Origin of the sequence: Corynebacterium sp. HMSC078A10, assembly GCF_001811565.1 — a bacterium.
Classification (GTDB): Bacteria; Actinomycetota; Actinomycetes; order Mycobacteriales; family Mycobacteriaceae; genus Corynebacterium; species Corynebacterium hesseae.
Window position 1 is genome coordinate 15789 of sequence record NZ_KV805215.1, and the last position, 14684, is coordinate 30472.

The 14684-nt window shown below is 57.3% G+C and carries 15 protein-coding genes; 6 read left to right on the forward strand and 9 right to left on the reverse strand.

Features of this window, described 5'->3' with window-relative positions:
* Positions 1–199 precede the first annotated feature (199 nt).
* Positions 200–832: a RelA/SpoT domain-containing protein gene (locus HMPREF2808_RS07840; RefSeq protein WP_256375377.1), complete on the forward strand. Its 633-nt coding sequence runs from the start codon at positions 200–202 to the stop codon at positions 830–832.
* 1 nt (position 833) lies between these two features.
* Complete coding sequence (locus HMPREF2808_RS07845) at positions 834–1064, forward strand: hypothetical protein (RefSeq protein ID WP_070597191.1); 231 nt, start codon at positions 834–836, stop codon at positions 1062–1064.
* 34 nt (positions 1065–1098) lie between these two features.
* On the opposite strand, the gene HMPREF2808_RS07850 is transcribed toward HMPREF2808_RS07845, so the two are convergent.
* The 7 genes from HMPREF2808_RS07850 to HMPREF2808_RS07880 all read right to left on the reverse strand — a co-directional run bounded on the left by HMPREF2808_RS07850 (position 1099) and on the right by HMPREF2808_RS07880 (position 8548).
* A complete protein-coding gene (locus HMPREF2808_RS07850; protein WP_070597192.1) occupies positions 1099–1446 on the reverse strand; it encodes a DUF2200 domain-containing protein in 348 nt (115 codons plus the stop codon).
* Positions 1447–1501: 55 nt separating this feature from the next.
* A complete protein-coding gene (locus HMPREF2808_RS07855) occupies positions 1502–2755 on the reverse strand; it encodes an ATP-binding protein (protein WP_070624395.1) in 1254 nt (417 codons plus the stop codon).
* Between the two features lie 209 nt (positions 2756–2964).
* Entirely contained in the window at positions 2965–3546 is a 582-nt protein-coding gene (locus HMPREF2808_RS07860; RefSeq protein WP_070523486.1) for a hypothetical protein, read from the reverse strand.
* A 3-nt stretch (positions 3547–3549) separates the two neighbouring features.
* Positions 3550–4122: a hypothetical protein gene (locus tag HMPREF2808_RS07865; protein WP_070523482.1), complete on the reverse strand. Its 573-nt coding sequence runs from the start codon at positions 4120–4122 to the stop codon at positions 3550–3552.
* 30 nt (positions 4123–4152) lie between these two features.
* Positions 4153–5427: a hypothetical protein gene (locus HMPREF2808_RS07870; RefSeq protein WP_070523479.1), complete on the reverse strand. Its 1275-nt coding sequence runs from the start codon at positions 5425–5427 to the stop codon at positions 4153–4155.
* 270 nt (positions 5428–5697) lie between these two features.
* Positions 5698–6945, reverse strand: a complete 1248-nt coding sequence (locus tag HMPREF2808_RS07875) for an arginine deiminase (protein WP_070624378.1) — start codon at positions 6943–6945, stop codon at positions 5698–5700.
* Between the two features lie 409 nt (positions 6946–7354).
* Positions 7355–8548: an ATP-binding protein gene (locus tag HMPREF2808_RS07880; RefSeq protein ID WP_083309046.1), complete on the reverse strand. Its 1194-nt coding sequence runs from the start codon at positions 8546–8548 to the stop codon at positions 7355–7357.
* A gap of 315 nt (positions 8549–8863) precedes the next feature.
* On the opposite strand from HMPREF2808_RS07880, the gene HMPREF2808_RS07885 reads away from it, so the two are divergent.
* Both HMPREF2808_RS07885 and HMPREF2808_RS07890 read left to right on the forward strand, forming a co-directional pair.
* The gene (locus HMPREF2808_RS07885) at positions 8864–9325 is read left to right on the forward strand and encodes an ASCH domain-containing protein (RefSeq protein WP_070597199.1); all 462 of its coding nucleotides are present in this window, start codon (positions 8864–8866) and stop codon (positions 9323–9325) included.
* 128 nt (positions 9326–9453) lie between these two features.
* Complete coding sequence (locus HMPREF2808_RS07890) at positions 9454–11166, forward strand: bifunctional metallophosphatase/5'-nucleotidase (RefSeq protein WP_070624379.1); 1713 nt, start codon at positions 9454–9456, stop codon at positions 11164–11166.
* Positions 11167–11243: 77 nt separating this feature from the next.
* On the opposite strand, the gene HMPREF2808_RS07895 is transcribed toward HMPREF2808_RS07890, so the two are convergent.
* Both HMPREF2808_RS07895 and HMPREF2808_RS07900 read right to left on the reverse strand, forming a co-directional pair.
* On the reverse strand, positions 11244–11750 hold the full coding sequence (locus HMPREF2808_RS07895; RefSeq protein WP_070624380.1) for a GNAT family N-acetyltransferase: 507 nt from the start codon (positions 11748–11750) through the stop codon (positions 11244–11246).
* A gap of 120 nt (positions 11751–11870) precedes the next feature.
* Positions 11871–13733, reverse strand: coding sequence for a GmrSD restriction endonuclease domain-containing protein (locus HMPREF2808_RS07900; RefSeq protein ID WP_070624381.1), 1863 nt, complete (start codon positions 13731–13733; stop codon positions 11871–11873).
* 187 nt (positions 13734–13920) lie between these two features.
* Here HMPREF2808_RS07900 and HMPREF2808_RS13530 point away from each other — a divergent pair, with 187 nt between their 5' ends.
* Positions 13921–14091, forward strand: a complete 171-nt coding sequence (locus tag HMPREF2808_RS13530) for a hypothetical protein (protein WP_154762536.1) — start codon at positions 13921–13923, stop codon at positions 14089–14091.
* Positions 14088–14666, forward strand: a complete 579-nt coding sequence (locus HMPREF2808_RS07905; protein ID WP_141752589.1) for a 3'-5' exonuclease — start codon at positions 14088–14090, stop codon at positions 14664–14666. The genes HMPREF2808_RS13530 and HMPREF2808_RS07905 overlap by 4 nt, the downstream gene beginning before the upstream one ends.
* Positions 14667–14684: the final 18 nt, after the last annotated feature.

Here is a 14684-nt window from a genome sequence, read left to right on the forward strand (position 1 = left end):
GGAAAACAGGCCGACGACGTTTAGTAAGAGACAAGTACATCGAATAGGTAGTGCGTTGCGCACTGGGCAAGAGATCGATGAAGAGCTATATCGGCGCATACTCATACATCAGTCTGCTCTTTGTGACCATCTTGAGTCCTTGGCAGCGTCGACACTGAATGAACTGAGCGTGCCGCTGGAGCGCTCGACAGATTCCGTTGTGGAACCGGACTCGAAACGATTCCTTATAGGTTCGCGGGTCAAGACTCGGCAGGTGCTCGTTGAGAAACTGCGGAGAATGCCGAGCTTCCCGCTAGAGAGCATCCAAGATCTTTCAGGAGTGCGAATGGACTTTGATGTGGCGCTCTCTGAACAATCAAGGCTGGCGGAGCTACTCGCCCAGGACTTCGAAGAAAGGGGAGCCGACCGCGTCAAAATTCAGGACATGAGAGAAAAGCCGCACTCTGGGTATAGGGCGATCCATTTACATATTTACTCTCCGGCAGGCCGGGCTGAGTTTCAGCTTCGGACGGCGCTCCAGTCACGATGGGCCAACCTTTATGAACTTGCTGGTGACTTGTACGGTCGCGGCATCCGATACCTTGAGCTCGGAGAGCACGTACCGTTGCAATTTGAGACCCAGGTTCGCTCGTTGCATGAGCTTTCAGAAGTGGTGCATAGAGTAGAAAAATACTTCGATGTGCTCTCTTCTCCGTTTGCCGAGCGCCCAGTGGAAACGGTGGAGTTGCGTGAAGCCCGGCCATTGCGGCAAAGGACTTCTAGGATGTTGGATAGGCTAATTAGTGAGCTCGACCGGAGACGGACAGAAAACGAGTCGGAAGGGAGTAAATAGTATGCCGGCTTTTCTTATTAAGTATCACCGTCCGACGGGTGCACTGAATGTCACGGAGTTTGAATCCCTAACTGCGGCAACTCTTGCCCGTCACGACCTCGATCAAATCAACGATGACCCAGACGTTGAGCTCGTTGCCATTGGCGCTGAAAGCCTAGAGTCCGTTCGACACACGCACGCGCGCTACTTCTTCCGTGAGAAGACCGCGCCGCCGTATCCCTTTGTGGCTTAAAGCTTGAAGCTTTGAATAGCGTAGTTAGCGAAGGCTAGCCGCGAAGGATTTTCTCCATGGCTTTTCCTTTGGCTAGCTCGTCAACGAGCTTGTCCATGTACCGAATATTTTGCATCAGCGGGTCCTCGATGTCCTGGACACGGTGCCCGCAGATGCTGCCGGTGATGAGGGAGCGGGATGGGTTCAGGTGCGGGGCCTGCTCGAAGAAGTCCTCGAGGGTGACCTTTTGCTTCCGGACCCGTTCCAGCTCCTCAACCGAGTAGCCGGTAAGCCAAGTGATGACTTCGTGAAGCTCGCTGACAGTCCTGCCTTTGCGCTCTACCTTCTTAACGTAGTGCGGATAAATATCGGCGAAGGGAACGGAAAAGATGCGGTGAGACATGGGCGCAGTATATCGGTGGGCCTCATGGCGCGCGGCGGCCGTTCGTTGTCGCGGTTTAGCCGTGCCAGAGCGTCGAGATTGGCATTGCCCAGAGGTTTTCACCCATCGGCAAGACGTCCTTGCCTGTGTACAAGACAATTCCTGCGCGGAAAGAATCACCAGCTACCTGCTGAAGATAGCGCAGGCCAGCAAAGTCCTTCGGCTGGATCGACATTGCGGCTTTGACCTCCACGCCAACAACGTCCCGGGATCGTGATTCCAGCACAAGGTCAACCTCTTTGCCAGTAGAAGTCCGAAAGTGGAAGAGGCGATAATCAACTGATGACCATGCTTTCTGCTTCAGAAGCTCGTTGGCAACAAAGGCTTCGCAGATGCCGCCGCTAAGCGTGCTGGAAATGTTCATCTCCAATGCCTCTGGCTCGAGGCCTGCCAGACTTGTGGCCAGTGCGGTATCCGAGAGGAAGACCTTAGGCTTAGAGATAGCTCGCTTCTCAAGATTTGTTCCCCATGATGGTAATTGGTTAATCAAGAAGACATCATTCAGAGCAGCTACATAGGTAGGGACTGAGCGTTCGGGAATGTCGAGTGCACGCCCAATGTGCGCCGCTACAAGTTCCGCGGTGCCTTGTGCAGCAAACTTGGCGAGAAGATTGTGTAAGCGGTCAGGGAATTGAATGCCGTAGAGCTCGGCAGCGTCTTTTGACAAGACTCGCTCAATATAAGCATCGAACCACCGGTGTTGCCGTCGCCGACCAGAATCCCTAAGTCCTGGAAAACTCGGCGTGCAGAAGAGCTGGAAGTAGTCAGCCCGGGAAAGGGTGGATGCGGGTTGTACGCCTGCATCTTTTAATGACCATATTCGGCCTGCAAAGTCTTCGTGGATACCTAAACGTTCGCCCACGCTGAGGCCGTGAAGGCGAATAGTTTCTGCGCGGCCAGCGAGAGATTCTTCGGCTCCTGTGAGGCTGAGGAGGTTGGATGATCCGGTAAGGATAAAACGCCCCGGCCGTCGATCTTTTTCGAGTGCGCCTTTAATCGCGCGAAACAGCTCTGGTGCGCGCTGAATTTCATCAATGGCTAGTGTGCCCTCGGGGAGCTGTCTGACAAAGCCGTCTGGGTCCGCTTGTGCAGAGGCCAGCGAAGCGCTCTCATCAAGGTTAAAGAACCTGTGTTCTCTACCTTCGAGTAATTGATGGACAAGGGTACTCTTTCCTACTTGGCGCGCGCCGGAAATAGTCAGCACAGGTGTATCCGACAGAACTTCTTCCGCCAGATCTTGTGCGTTTCTATGTAGAAAAGAATCAGTCATGGCAGTCAATCTACCTGCGATGTTGCGGTTCTGCAAGGTGTTCATTGCGGTTCTGCAATGCTCTCGTTGCGGTTCTGCAAGGTGTTCATTGCCGTTCTGCAAGGTTCCCGCTGCCGTTTGATCACGCTGTGGAACGCCAAAAAGAGGGCACCCGCAGCCGTCGTGAAACGGCTTGGGGTGCCCTCTTCTGTGGGGCCTAGGGAGGTGAGCTAGTCCCAGACGGGGGCGTCGCCAAGCTGCAACTCAGAGTAGCGCGCTTCCGGAACGGTGGCGGAGTAGGGCTTGCCCACGGCCTCCCATTCCTGGTCGGCATTGCAACGCACGTCCTGGCCGTCGGTGTCGAGCATGGTAAAGCCCCACACCAGCTTGCCCTGGGAGTTTGCCGGCAGCGTGTACGGGCCAACCTCCTGGTTCAGCTTCCAGTGCTGCTCGTGCACGTAGTTGAAACCGTAGGTCTGGGTCAGAACCTTGGCTAGCTCGCCCTCGCCCTTGATGGAACCGGAGACCTCGATGGTCTGCGTGCGGGCCTGGGTCACGGTGTGGCTGACCGGCACGGGCTCATCATTGCGGTTGGCCACACTAGCGGCATCAGTCTGCTTGAACCACCGGCGGGTGGCGGTGACGTAGGTGCCGTTCTCACCGGGCGTCGAGCAGTGCGTGCCCGGCTTGAAATCATCATTCCAGCGCTGCGGCAGCTCGAAGTCCCCGCCGAAGTCAGCGGCGTGGGCCACAGGAGCGGCCGCCAATAGGCTGAGCGCGGCGAAGGCGCTCGCGATGGACTTCTTCAGCACGTCTTAGCCCCAATCGTTGTTGTCGCGGGTGGAGACCTCCACGTGGCGCTCCTTCGGCAGGGTAGCGGTGAAGGTGCCACCGTTGGCCTGCCAGGTGTTATCGGAACCGCAGATGGTCTTCTGACCCTCGAAGTCGGAGACAACCCAGCCGGCGCGCATGACTGCGGTCTTGCCCGGAGCAATGTTGTACGGGCCGACCTGCTCGCCCACCTCGTAGGACTGGGAGTCGGTGTAGCTGGAGGAGAAGGTGAAGTTGATCAGATCCAGCAGCTTGAAGTCAACGCCGGCGGAAACGTTCCAGGTCTTGGTCTTGGTTTCCTTGATGGAGCGGGTGACCGGCAGCGGCTCGTCGTTGTAGTTGGACACGGTCCAGGATCCGGCAGAGCCGTCGAAGTAGGTGCGCTTGATCTTAACGGTCTGGCCGGTGTCACCCGGGTTGGTGCAGTGCTCACCGATGGTGGTTGGGTTGGCCGGGCCCAGGTCACGTGCCGGGAGGGCGTTAGCGGCCGGGGTAGCGATCAGGCCGCAAGCGATGGCCACGGCGGCGGTGGTGGAAGCAATCTTGGTCTTGAACATGGTGAATTCTCCTTGGGAAGTAAAGGGGGATTAGTAGATGGTCTGGGTCGGGACTGGGAGTTCGCGGTACTCGTCCGGGGTGACGTCCTCGGTGCGAGTGGAGCCGTCCTTGCCCGTGATGGTGGCCTCCGCCCAGAAACCGCTGGGAGCGGTGGTCTGCTTGTAGTTGGAGGTCAGGCTGTACTTTCCGTCCTTACCGCAGTGGATTTCGCGGTAGTTGATACGGGTCATGGTGGTGCCGTACTCCACGCGGACGCGCTCACCAGGGGCCAGGTCGATGTGCTGCAGCTCGGTTCCCACCGGCATGTAGGCGCGCTTGACCGCGCCAACGGACTCCAGCCAGCCCTTCGGGATATCGCCGCGGTTGCCCTGCCAGTTGGTGTACGGTGCGTGCTCGGCGCCGACGACGAAATCGGTGACCGGCGCGTACTCATAGTCACCCTTGGACCAGTTGAGGAAGTCTGTGGAGTAGCCCGGCTTGCGGAAGGTCGGCTTCACCGCAGTGATGTCCAGCGGGTACCAGGAGCTATCGCGGCCTTCGCAGGTCTCGCCTTCCTTGGGCCAGGATGGGTCGCGCTGCAGGTCCTCGGAAGGCTGCATGATTTCATCCTTCTTCGGGTCCGCAATCTTCTCCAGGCTGGGGCCGGACACGGAGGTGTAGTTGCCCTCGATGGGCTTGGAGTTCGCGCCCGGGGAGCGGGAAGGAATCTCCATGGCGAGGTCCGAAATCGAACCATCCGCCTTGATGATGTAGGCAAAGGCATAGCGCTCAGCCGGGCCCTTGCCGCGGATGACGTTGGCGCCGGGCATGTTCTCTAGGCGGTCATCGTTGCAGCCGACGAACATGGAGATGAAGTCCTTTTCCACCACGCCGTATTCCACGCGGAAGGATTCGCCCGGCTTCAGGGTGACGGGGCCGAAGGTTTCCTTCTCCTGCCAGCCGTTGCTCAGCTTCAGTCCGATGTCGGACTTGGCGGTGGTGTCCCAGCCGGAAGGCATAGCGGCCTTGGAGTTGGCCTCAATCTTGTGGTTGGTGCCCGTTTCCACGGAGGCGGTGTACGGCACCTCCTGGTTCGTGGTGTTCTTAAACTGCAGGGTGCCGTCGCTCAAGTAGCGGCGGCCGGTCTCTGCGAAGTGCCACTCGGGAGTGGCGTTGTCTTCACCTGCTGCGCTGCAGCTCTTGTAGAGGTTGGTGATGGGGTAGGCCTGTGGCATGGGCGGAATGTTGGCCGCCTGTGCCGAGGGGGTAACTAATGCCGCGGTTGCCACCAGTGGTGCAAGCGCGCGCAGTCCCTTAGAGAGCACCTGTGTACCGTCCTTATGTTTTATTAAGCGAAAAGTGAGAGATTTGTAGAATCCGCACTTATTTTAGGAGCCAAGCAAGGGGGTAGCCAATGGATATTGAAAACGGCTTCTAGCCCCTGAAGAAAGTTAGTGGCGTTAAGTATTTGCTGGCCAGCCCGTTGATCTTTCGTACACGAACTTCTGTATAACCCCGTGTGGGTGGGTCAACGCAGACCCGGTCTCTTGACTTTATGGGATACGCGCACCGGTGGTTGGAAGCCGGAAAACCTTCTAATAGTCCACCGCATCACGCACAATAGGGCAGGTCATGCAGTGCCCGCCCCCGCGCCCGCGGCCCAACTCCGCCGAGCCGATCTCGACCACCTCAATGCCGGCGGCGCGCAGCTTCTTATTGGTGTGCTTGTTTCGGTCATAAGCCACCACCACGCCCGGTTCAATGGCCACGACGTTATTGGCGTCATCCCACTGCTCGCGGGCGGCGGCATAAGTGTCCCCACCGGTTTCGACCACCTGCAGGCTCCCGACGCCAAGCGCCTTGGCGACGACCTCGAGGAAAGACTGGGTGGGCAGTTCGACGTCGAAAGGCGCCGTGCTCGTCGAAGGGTGCAAGACGATGGGCCGGATAGTGCCCACGACCTTGGGGTAGGCGGTGACCTTATCGGCATCCAGGAAGGTGAGCACGGTGTCGAGGTGCATCGAGGCGCGGTCGGCGGCCATGGCGGCGATGATGATCTTCTCGGCCGCGCCTTCCTGGAATAGGCGCATGGCCAGCTGGCTCACTCCCTGCCAGGTGGTGCGCTCACCCATGCCGACGAGGACGATGCCCTTGCCAATCGGCATGATGTCCCCGCCCTCCAAGGACGCCAGGCCCGGCTCCTCATCGGTATTGCCGTACCAGAACTGAAAATCCGCCTGCGCAAACCGCGGGTGGTAGTTATAAATCGCTCTGGTCAGCAGCGTTTCCTGGTGGCGCGCCGGCATCCGCATGGGGTTGAGCGAGACCCCGCCATAAATCCACGCCGAGTTATCCCGCGAGTACTGAGTGTTGGGCAGCGGGCGCAGCGCAAAAGCGGAAGGCCCGTAGACCTCTCGCATGGCGTCGATAGTTCCGTGGCCTAAGCCCTTCGGAATTTCGGCGAAGGGTAGCCCACCGATGAGGAGCTCCGCCAGGCGTTTGTTAGACATGTCCTCGAACCAGTGGCGCAGCTCGCCGCCGATGCCGACACCAACGTTCTTATCTAGCAGCTTGAAGTCCAGGATGAAATCACGCCCGCCTGGGGTGGCCAGGGTTTCCTCCAGGAGCGTGTGCATCTCCAGCACCTCGACGCCGTAGCTGCGCAGCTTGGCGACGAACTCCGCGTGATGCTTCTTGGCTTCGTCGACCCAGAGGACGTCGTCGAAAAGCAGCTCCCCGCAATTGCTGGGGGTCAGCCGCTCGTGCGCGAGCCCTGGCGCGCACACCATGACCTGGTGGAGCTTGCCAACCTCGGACCAAACGCCCAGCGGGGGAGTTGTCATGTGTGTGAACCTTTCTCGGCGCGGGTGTGCTGTGCCATCCAGTTGCGTGGTGAGCAGCAACACCCGGGGTGGTGATATGTGAACTAGACGACAATTCTAAGAAAAGTTCGAGCTTTTTCAAGCTCCCGCGAGCCGAAGAAAGCCCACGTAGGTGCAGGTTTTGCGGCTGTGTGCATACTATTATCCCCGTTTATTCACACGGCACGGGCTGTCACATGGTGCGGTTCCGCGCCGCGCTTGCCGACGCCCCGCCTTCCGTCACTGCGGCAACACCGACGCTGGCAGGGGCGGCATTGCCCGGCGAGCTTGATGAATAACTTCGAAAAGAGTGGAAACTCTGCGCGAATAGTAGAGATGTAAACGCGCGGGGGTAGTTGTGGCGTGCAGTCCGAGGGCGAGGGAGGCCTCGCTACTGGGCGTCGAAGTCCTCGGCTATGAGGCTTGCCGCGTGTTCGCGGAGGTAGTCGCGTAAGTACGGCAAGGCGAAATCGACTTCGCCGTGGCCCGTGGTGGTGATCATTTCGGCGTCGAGAAGCCGGCGGCGATAGTTGCCTACATAAGAATCAGTCTTATTGAAGCGTGCCTTGATATCCGCCATCTTGGAAGGGCCATCGCTTTGAGCCATGTAAACCAAAAAGCTTCGGTCGACGGGGGAGAGGTCCGACAGCGCTGGCTCATGAACAAGCTGGCCGAGCTTGCGCTGTGCTGTTGCGACTCCGCGCCGGGCAGCGTCGATAGAAATCTCGGTACCTCCGTCAGCGGTACGCGCCTTTTCCCGAAAGGAGCACTGGCCAACGAGTTGGATCATGAATGGATATCCATGGCACGCCTCAACCGCGGTTTCCAAAGCGTCCTGTGACCATGAGGTGGCGGCGCTGTGAAGGGGTTCCTCCAGTGCTTCACGTACATCCGAATCGGAGACCCTGCCCAGCTCAATGCGGTTAGCGCGTCGAAGAAAGGTAACTGGATTGGTGTCGCCACGACTGTTCAGCTTCCCGGAAAGCAAAGGTCTAATTGAGGACGGGATGCCTGCCATGACAACGGAAATGTCCTCACCCTCGCGAACTAAATGTTGAATCGTGGCGCCGAACTCTATGAGCTCCTGGCTGCGTTGATGGTGCATTTCATCCAGTGTTACAAGAACCCCACCGGGCTCCTGGCGGGATTTCCGGTCGAGCTCACGTTTATAGGCCAGTAAATCCTTGAGCGCATTGCGGAGCGAGTACGTGGACTCTGCGATAGCTCGGGTATCCCAATTGAGCCCGCCTCCAATGCCGAGGATAGAGACGTTGAGGCCTTTGAGCTGTTTCCTCTCCTTAGCCAGAAGCTGAATAATGCTGCTACGCAGTCGCTCAACAAAACCGGTCGTTGCAGTGTCACTGAGCGTGAGCCAACCGCGCTCGAGCGCTTCGTCTTCGAAGGCATTAAGAAGGACTGTCTTGCCGATGCCGCGTGGTCCGATGATGAGTGAGATCCTCTCATGGGCACCAGGGCCTTCATCGAGTGCAAAACCGAAATCACGAATGGCATCGCTGCGGCCAACCAACAGTGGGGGAGCGGCGCCGAAGGTAGCCCTAAAAGGATTGGTGTTCTTCGGCTTCATGGAACTCACGTTAACCCACGGCGCTTTTGAAGTCTTGTGAAGTTTATGAATTTTGTGAATTTTTTGAAGTTTATGAAGAGCTTTGAAATTTGAAAGAGGGGCCGCGCCGCTATCAATAGGAAGTGGCGGCACGGTCACGGCGTGATTGGGAAAGCTGATTTACCAGCCCTTTAAGGAGCATCTTTGGCGCAAGGGATGCGCCCGGACATCGTCGTGGATGAAGCGAGTTTGGGGGAGCGAGCATCCGGCCGGTCGGAACAGAAAGCGAGCACGTACTCACTCAGCAACATTTAACTGGCCACGTACTGTGAACGTATGACTCAGGACGCTTTGAAACCTATAGCGGAACTGCCCCGCGGTGAGTTCGCCTTCCCTGGCCCGCTTCGCGACGCCCTCGTCACCGCCATCCTGGACGGAACCAAAACCACTACGACGTCCTTGTTGGCCGAGCACCCGCGCGACCACGACCCGCGCGAGGACGTGGGCACTCTTGAGGCCGTCCTCGACTCACACGACAACGTGGTGTGCGCCATCCGCACCATCGAGGTCCAGGTCTGCAGACTCGCCGACGTCAGCGACGAGCACGCCATCGCCGAGGGCGAAGGCTACGCCGATGCCAGCGAATGGCGCGCCGGACATGAAGAATTCTGGCGCTCACCCGAATTCGTTGAGTACATCGGAGAGCTAGAAATCGACGACGATACCCAGGTGGTGTGCCAGCGCTTTGCTGTTGAAGGACGGTACCCGGTTAAGGCATTGGAGCCGTGGGATTCCTGAAGGGGCATGCCCGCGAGCTAGGCGTATTCGTAGCTTGGGCCCAGCGGTAAACATGTGGACGATGAATGTTCATCTAAATTTTGCTTCAAGGTTGGGACCCCTCCAACAGCGTTAGGCAAGATTCCTCTATGCGCAATCGTCACACCATTCTTGCTTGGACTGCTCTTCTTTCTCTCAACGCATCTAACGCTGTCGCTGCTGAATCGGACCCAGGTCAGGCGGCAGTAGCGACCGGAGACGTTGTCTACTTCCAGGACATGAAGGAATTTGAGCCCCGAGCCTGGGATGACGGTAGCCACCAAGGTGGCATCGCCTACTTAGCAACTGCCCTCGAGAAAACCCGCCAAGAAGAAGGCGACCCTATTGTCGCCTTTGGTGGAGAACTCGCTGCCGGCAGCCTATTCGGCTCAGTCTTTCGCGGTGAGCCATTCGTAGAGGCTTTTAACGAACTCGGTGTGGACGTTGGCAATTTTGGCAACCACGACTTTGATTACGGCGTGGACCATACTCGTAGCCTTATCGAAAAAGCCGAGTTTCCGTGGATTTCCAGCAACCTGACTACCCAGAATGGCGAGCCGATCAGTGATGACGGGACCACGTTCACCGCTAAGTCTGGCGACCTCACCGTCGGGTTTGTTTCTCTTACTGCCGACCTTGATCGAACGGTAGCCGCCAAGGATGTGGTAGTGGGGGACTTCATTGATTCCGCACGCGCCGGGGTTAACAAGCTCCAAGAAGAAGGCGTCGATGCAATCGTTTTGCTGAGCCAGATTTCAAAAGAAGACACCACTCGGGTAATGGAAGAGAATCCCGAGCTTGCAGCAGCGTTGCGTGAAGAAAACGAGGCGCAATCACCGGAAGAAGTAACCTACACCGCAGATGGTCGGCCGATCGTCGCACCGCGCGCTGATTATGGAACGTTGGTTCACCTCGACATCACCGTTGACCGGTCCACACAGGAGAACACAGTGAAAGTGGTGAACCATCCGGTCAATCCATCGCTAACCGCTAACGAAGAGTGGAAGACACGCAGCGAGAAACTCTACGGTGAATTAGACCGCCAACTGGGCGAGCAACTTGGTACTGCGACGCAGGCTTTATCAAAAGCAGAACTAGGTCCGTTGGTAGCGGATGCATACCGCGAACATTTCGATACCCAGCTCGGATGGCAGAACGGTGGCGGCCAGCGTGCCGACATGCAAGAAGGGACTTTGACCCGTCGCGATGCACAATCGGTGCTTCCTTTCGGGAACTCACCAATCGCGATTCAAGCAACAGGCGCACAGATCAAGGATGCACTGGAAAAGGGTATTGAATCCAACCCGGACGGTGGAAACGGCTTCCCACGAACTGCCGGATTCACGTTTGATTTCGACGCATCTGCGCCATTTGGCGAGCGTGTCACGGCGATAAAGCTGGATGATGGCACGTCAATGGACATGAATGCCACCTACTCACTGGCCATTAGCAACTACGTGGTAAATGGTGGCGACAAGGTTGATTCATTCGTCGATGCGCGTGTTACTTCTACCGGCACGGCAATCGACGTCGATGTCTTCTCCGAGTATATTAAGCGGCAGGGTGAGCTCTCACCTTTGAAGACTCCTGATAAGCCAAACAGTCCAGCAAACGATGGGAAGAGAGAAGAATCATCGATTGGATCTTCGCGAGGAGCAGCCGTTGCTATCGGGGTGATTGCCGCACTGGCGGGTGCTTTCGTCGCGTTTACTCCCAAGCCCGTACTGGAGGGGATTGTTCGCTACCTGAAGACCTTCTTGCCGGGCTCGTGGCAACTAAGTCTTCCTTCGGATCGCTTCCCCTTGCAGGGACTGCATCAATAACCAGGGCATTTCAGTTCTACGGAGTCATTCCCACGTATCAAAAGAGTGGCTGAGCTGCGAGTGTCGAGATATTTTTATCAGCCCAGTCGGTAGACCTCATAGTCGTCCGGCACTCCGGCGCCAGGAACGTGCTGCAGTCCGAGCTTCAATGCTAGGGCAATCGACGCTTCATTAGTGGGGTCGATTATCGCAACGACTGGGAGCTGCGGGAAACGCTCGCGCGCACTGACAATCGTAGCGGCTGCGGCCTCCTTGGCATAGCCTTTGCCCTGCGATTCGGGTGCGAAGCGGTAGTAGAGGTTGAGTACTTCTTCACTGGCCTCCTCGCTATGGCGCACGCCAGTAAATCCTATGGTCGTGCCATCGAGCGTGGATACCACGTAGTAGCCCAGCTGATTCTCGCGCCAGTTGGCCTGCCATGTGCGTGCCAACTCCGTGGCTTCCTCCCTGGTCTTCATAGCTAGGTCAGGGCGGTGTTCGTAAGTGCGGGCGTCCGAGTGGATGGCAAAGATGGCGTCTATGTCGGCGTCAGTTGGTGCCGACAAACTGAGTCGGGGAGTGCGAAGAGTATGAATATCATTCATTGCGAGTCCTGAGGTTGAGAGCGGCGTTCGGCCAAGTTGTCTAATCTGCACACGCGTGGTGCCGTCGCTCTTGGTCGAAAGCTGCCTGGCTGCGTCGGTCAGAGAGGAAACAACTTTGCCTTAGGCCTCCGAACGTGGGTCAATTACTTCTTGGGCAGTCTCCTCAAGCGCTTCTTCCTCGAAGAATGACGAGTCTTCCACAGCGTTTCCTTCGCTGACATCGCGCTGAACCGTCTTCTTCAGAGCACCCTCAATGAGTGTGCAGAGTGATTCCCTTCGACGCTCGAAGAAAGCATCAAAGTTATCGCTGCGCAGTGCTTCGGGCGAAATGAGGTGTCCGCGGAGAACGTCGTCTACGCCGTTGGCATCAAAGCCTGATTCGCTCTCAACTTTGGTCAAGTATGCCGACGGTGCGACGCCACCGATGACACGGTTCGTACGTGCGCTCAGCGTCGTTTTGTTGACGATAGACTCGCGGCGTTCATCATCAATTCCGTTCTTTTTGCACCAGTCCTTAGGGAAAATATGGTGGATGTCTACGGCCATGTCCCTGTACTGGAAAGCGCCGAATTGCTTCCCTTCGACCCAGTCCGTAGAGCCCTGTGCCATGATCAGTGCAGCAATGCCCTTGTATGCCGCGGCATTGCGGGTGCGCAAGGAATGAAGGCGGGATTCCGCAAAGGTAGCGTCCTGCACGGTGCGTGGGGCGGTAGTCTCTTCACCCATCGCCCAAGCAGGCACCCCTTCAAGGTCACGCACGAAGCGCGTCTCAATGGCAGAGCCATAAAGCTCGCCCAAGACTCCACTCCAGAACCACTGCGTAATCTTCTCTTTGACGTGGTGCTTGTCTGCTTCCTTGCCAAGAACAACGGCGATGGCAGCTAGCGGAACTAATTGCTTCGGGTAGGGGACATCCCTGAATCGGTAAATATGCAGATCCGCTAGGAAGCCTGCTACCCAGATGAATCCTTGACGTAGGGCGTCGCGCCAGGTGAGGTAGTCGTTCAACTCAAGCCTTAAAACGTCTTCCCTCTTGGCAGACAGACCGACTTTGCGGCCTCCCGAAGAATGCTTGCTTCGCTCAAGAGTCGTCAGCATCGTGATTGCTTGGAGGAAGTCAGTGTTCTCCACCTTGTGGAGGACATCATGTTCTTTCCACAGTTCCTTAGTCTCCACCCAGTCGTCGTTGAGGCGGAAATCGTGCTGGTACCTGTCGTAGTACTCGGCATCGCCTGCAAACACTGCTGTGAGGAGCTCAAAAACGTTGAGTGGGAGTCCACCAACATTGACCTTTTCGAAGACGGTGGCCACCGCTGCCTTGTCCGTCTGCTTGTCTAGCTCAATTGCAGGAATCTTGTATTCGTTGACCTGACGGATGATCCCATCGCTGAATGCGGTCATGAGTTCGGTATCACCCAGCTTGCCAAACCATTCGAAGAGCCCCATTTGATCGAGAAGCAACGAAACAGGGATGTATCCCGCTTCGTGTTGCTTTTCCATACTGCTGAGATCGAGAACGATATCGCGGTTGAAGTTGGTTCGAATTACCCCATCAGCCGGTACCGAGATCACTGCTTCATCCAGCTCGAAGGGATCCTCAATAGACTTCTGGATATTGATGAAGTACCTGCGGTCGAGGCGCTTGCCGCGTGAGTCTTTGGTGTGAACAACACCATCACCCTTGAGGGCTTGGGTAAGCGATGTCAGTCGTTGCTGGCCGTCGAGAAGCAAGAACTTGGGCTCGGAAGTAGCAGTCGCCTCGGTGCTTTCGATGGGCCGTGGCTTGAACCTGACAGAAGAATTGCCGGTTTCCAGCAACATGATGATGCCCAACGGATGCCCACGGAAGATGGTTATGAGGAGCTGGCGGACGCGCTCGTCCTCCCACTTGTACTTTCGCTGAAAATCGGGGAGCTGAATCTCTCCGTTCTCGGTATTGCGCATCAGCGCCGATAGTTGGTGCATGTTGGTGTTGAAACCCACCGGAGCCTCCTCTGTAGCGAATAGTCTTCTCCAGCATGCCTTAAAAGGGGCAAAGGGGAGGAGAACTCTGGAGATTTATTTCAGCAAAAGGCTGCGTTTGGTGTTGAGCTTAGCCAGGTGAAATGTTCTCGAACTCCTGAGCCGCAATCCTCCCAAAAGGTCCAGCCCCGCTGATGCCTTGGACTCCATGAGCCTTTCCGACTACTCCCAGCTCGCCCTCGATGTACCCATCTCCTGCTGTGATGAGCACTGGCTGGTCAGCAACGTCGCGCGCTCCAGCGCATCTATGGGCAGCGGTTGGTGCTGCGTGATTACGGGATTGAAACGCGAGGGCGTGCCACGACGAAGCTGCGCGTGAATTACCGCACGACCCGGCAGAACCTGGGCTATGCCACGGCGATTCTGGACGGTGCCGAGTGGGTGGATTCGGAAGAGAATATCGACGATCTGCATGGTTATCGTTCGGTGCGCCAGGGTCCTGCGCCGGTTGTCTTGAATTCTGCGAGCAAGGCGGAGGAAGCTGAGGCCTTGGCCGCGCGTATCCGGGACTGGACCTTCGGGGATGACGATGTCTCCATCGGTGTGCTGACCCGGGCTAATGCCCGCAAGGATGAGATCGCCACGCAGTTGGGCGAGCTGGGCGTGGCCGTGAGCACTGGGCGGCGCACGTCCCGGGAGCGCCCGATGGCGGTGATGACGATGCACAACGCCAAGGGCTTAGAATTCACGCACGTCATCTTGCTTGATGTAAGCCGCGAGGCGCTGCAGCGCGAGCGGGCGTTACTCTACGTAGCAGCCTCGCGCGCCCGCGATGTGCTCGTAGTGAGCGTGGTGGGGAGGCCTCCGAGCTGTTGCCAGGTTAGGTTAGTCAGTTCTCTTCCTTTGCTTCCTTTCGCTGGAAGGAGCTGCATCACAATCGCAGGAGACGTATGATGTCTTATGACTCAAGTG

Coding starts and splice junctions, on each gene's coding strand:
- HMPREF2808_RS07845 (WP_070597191.1), top strand. CDS start 834: ATGCCGGCTTTTCTTATTAAGTATCACCGTCCGACGGGTGCACTGAAT.
- HMPREF2808_RS07850 (WP_070597192.1), bottom strand. CDS start 1,446: ATGTCTCACCGCATCTTTTCCGTTCCCTTCGCCGATATTTATCCGCAC.
- HMPREF2808_RS07855 (WP_070624395.1), bottom strand. CDS start 2,755: ATGACTGATTCTTTTCTACATAGAAACGCACAAGATCTGGCGGAAGAA.
- HMPREF2808_RS07865 (WP_070523482.1), bottom strand. CDS start 4,122: ATGTTCAAGACCAAGATTGCTTCCACCACCGCCGCCGTGGCCATCGCT.
- HMPREF2808_RS07875 (WP_070624378.1), bottom strand. CDS start 6,945: ATGACAACTCCCCCGCTGGGCGTTTGGTCCGAGGTTGGCAAGCTCCAC.
- HMPREF2808_RS07880 (WP_083309046.1), bottom strand. CDS start 8,548: ATGAAGCCGAAGAACACCAATCCTTTTAGGGCTACCTTCGGCGCCGCT.
- HMPREF2808_RS07885 (WP_070597199.1), top strand. CDS start 8,864: ATGACTCAGGACGCTTTGAAACCTATAGCGGAACTGCCCCGCGGTGAG.
- HMPREF2808_RS07890 (WP_070624379.1), top strand. CDS start 9,454: ATGCGCAATCGTCACACCATTCTTGCTTGGACTGCTCTTCTTTCTCTC.
- HMPREF2808_RS07895 (WP_070624380.1), bottom strand. CDS start 11,750: ATGAATGATATTCATACTCTTCGCACTCCCCGACTCAGTTTGTCGGCA.
- HMPREF2808_RS13530 (WP_154762536.1), top strand. CDS start 13,921: ATGAGCCTTTCCGACTACTCCCAGCTCGCCCTCGATGTACCCATCTCC.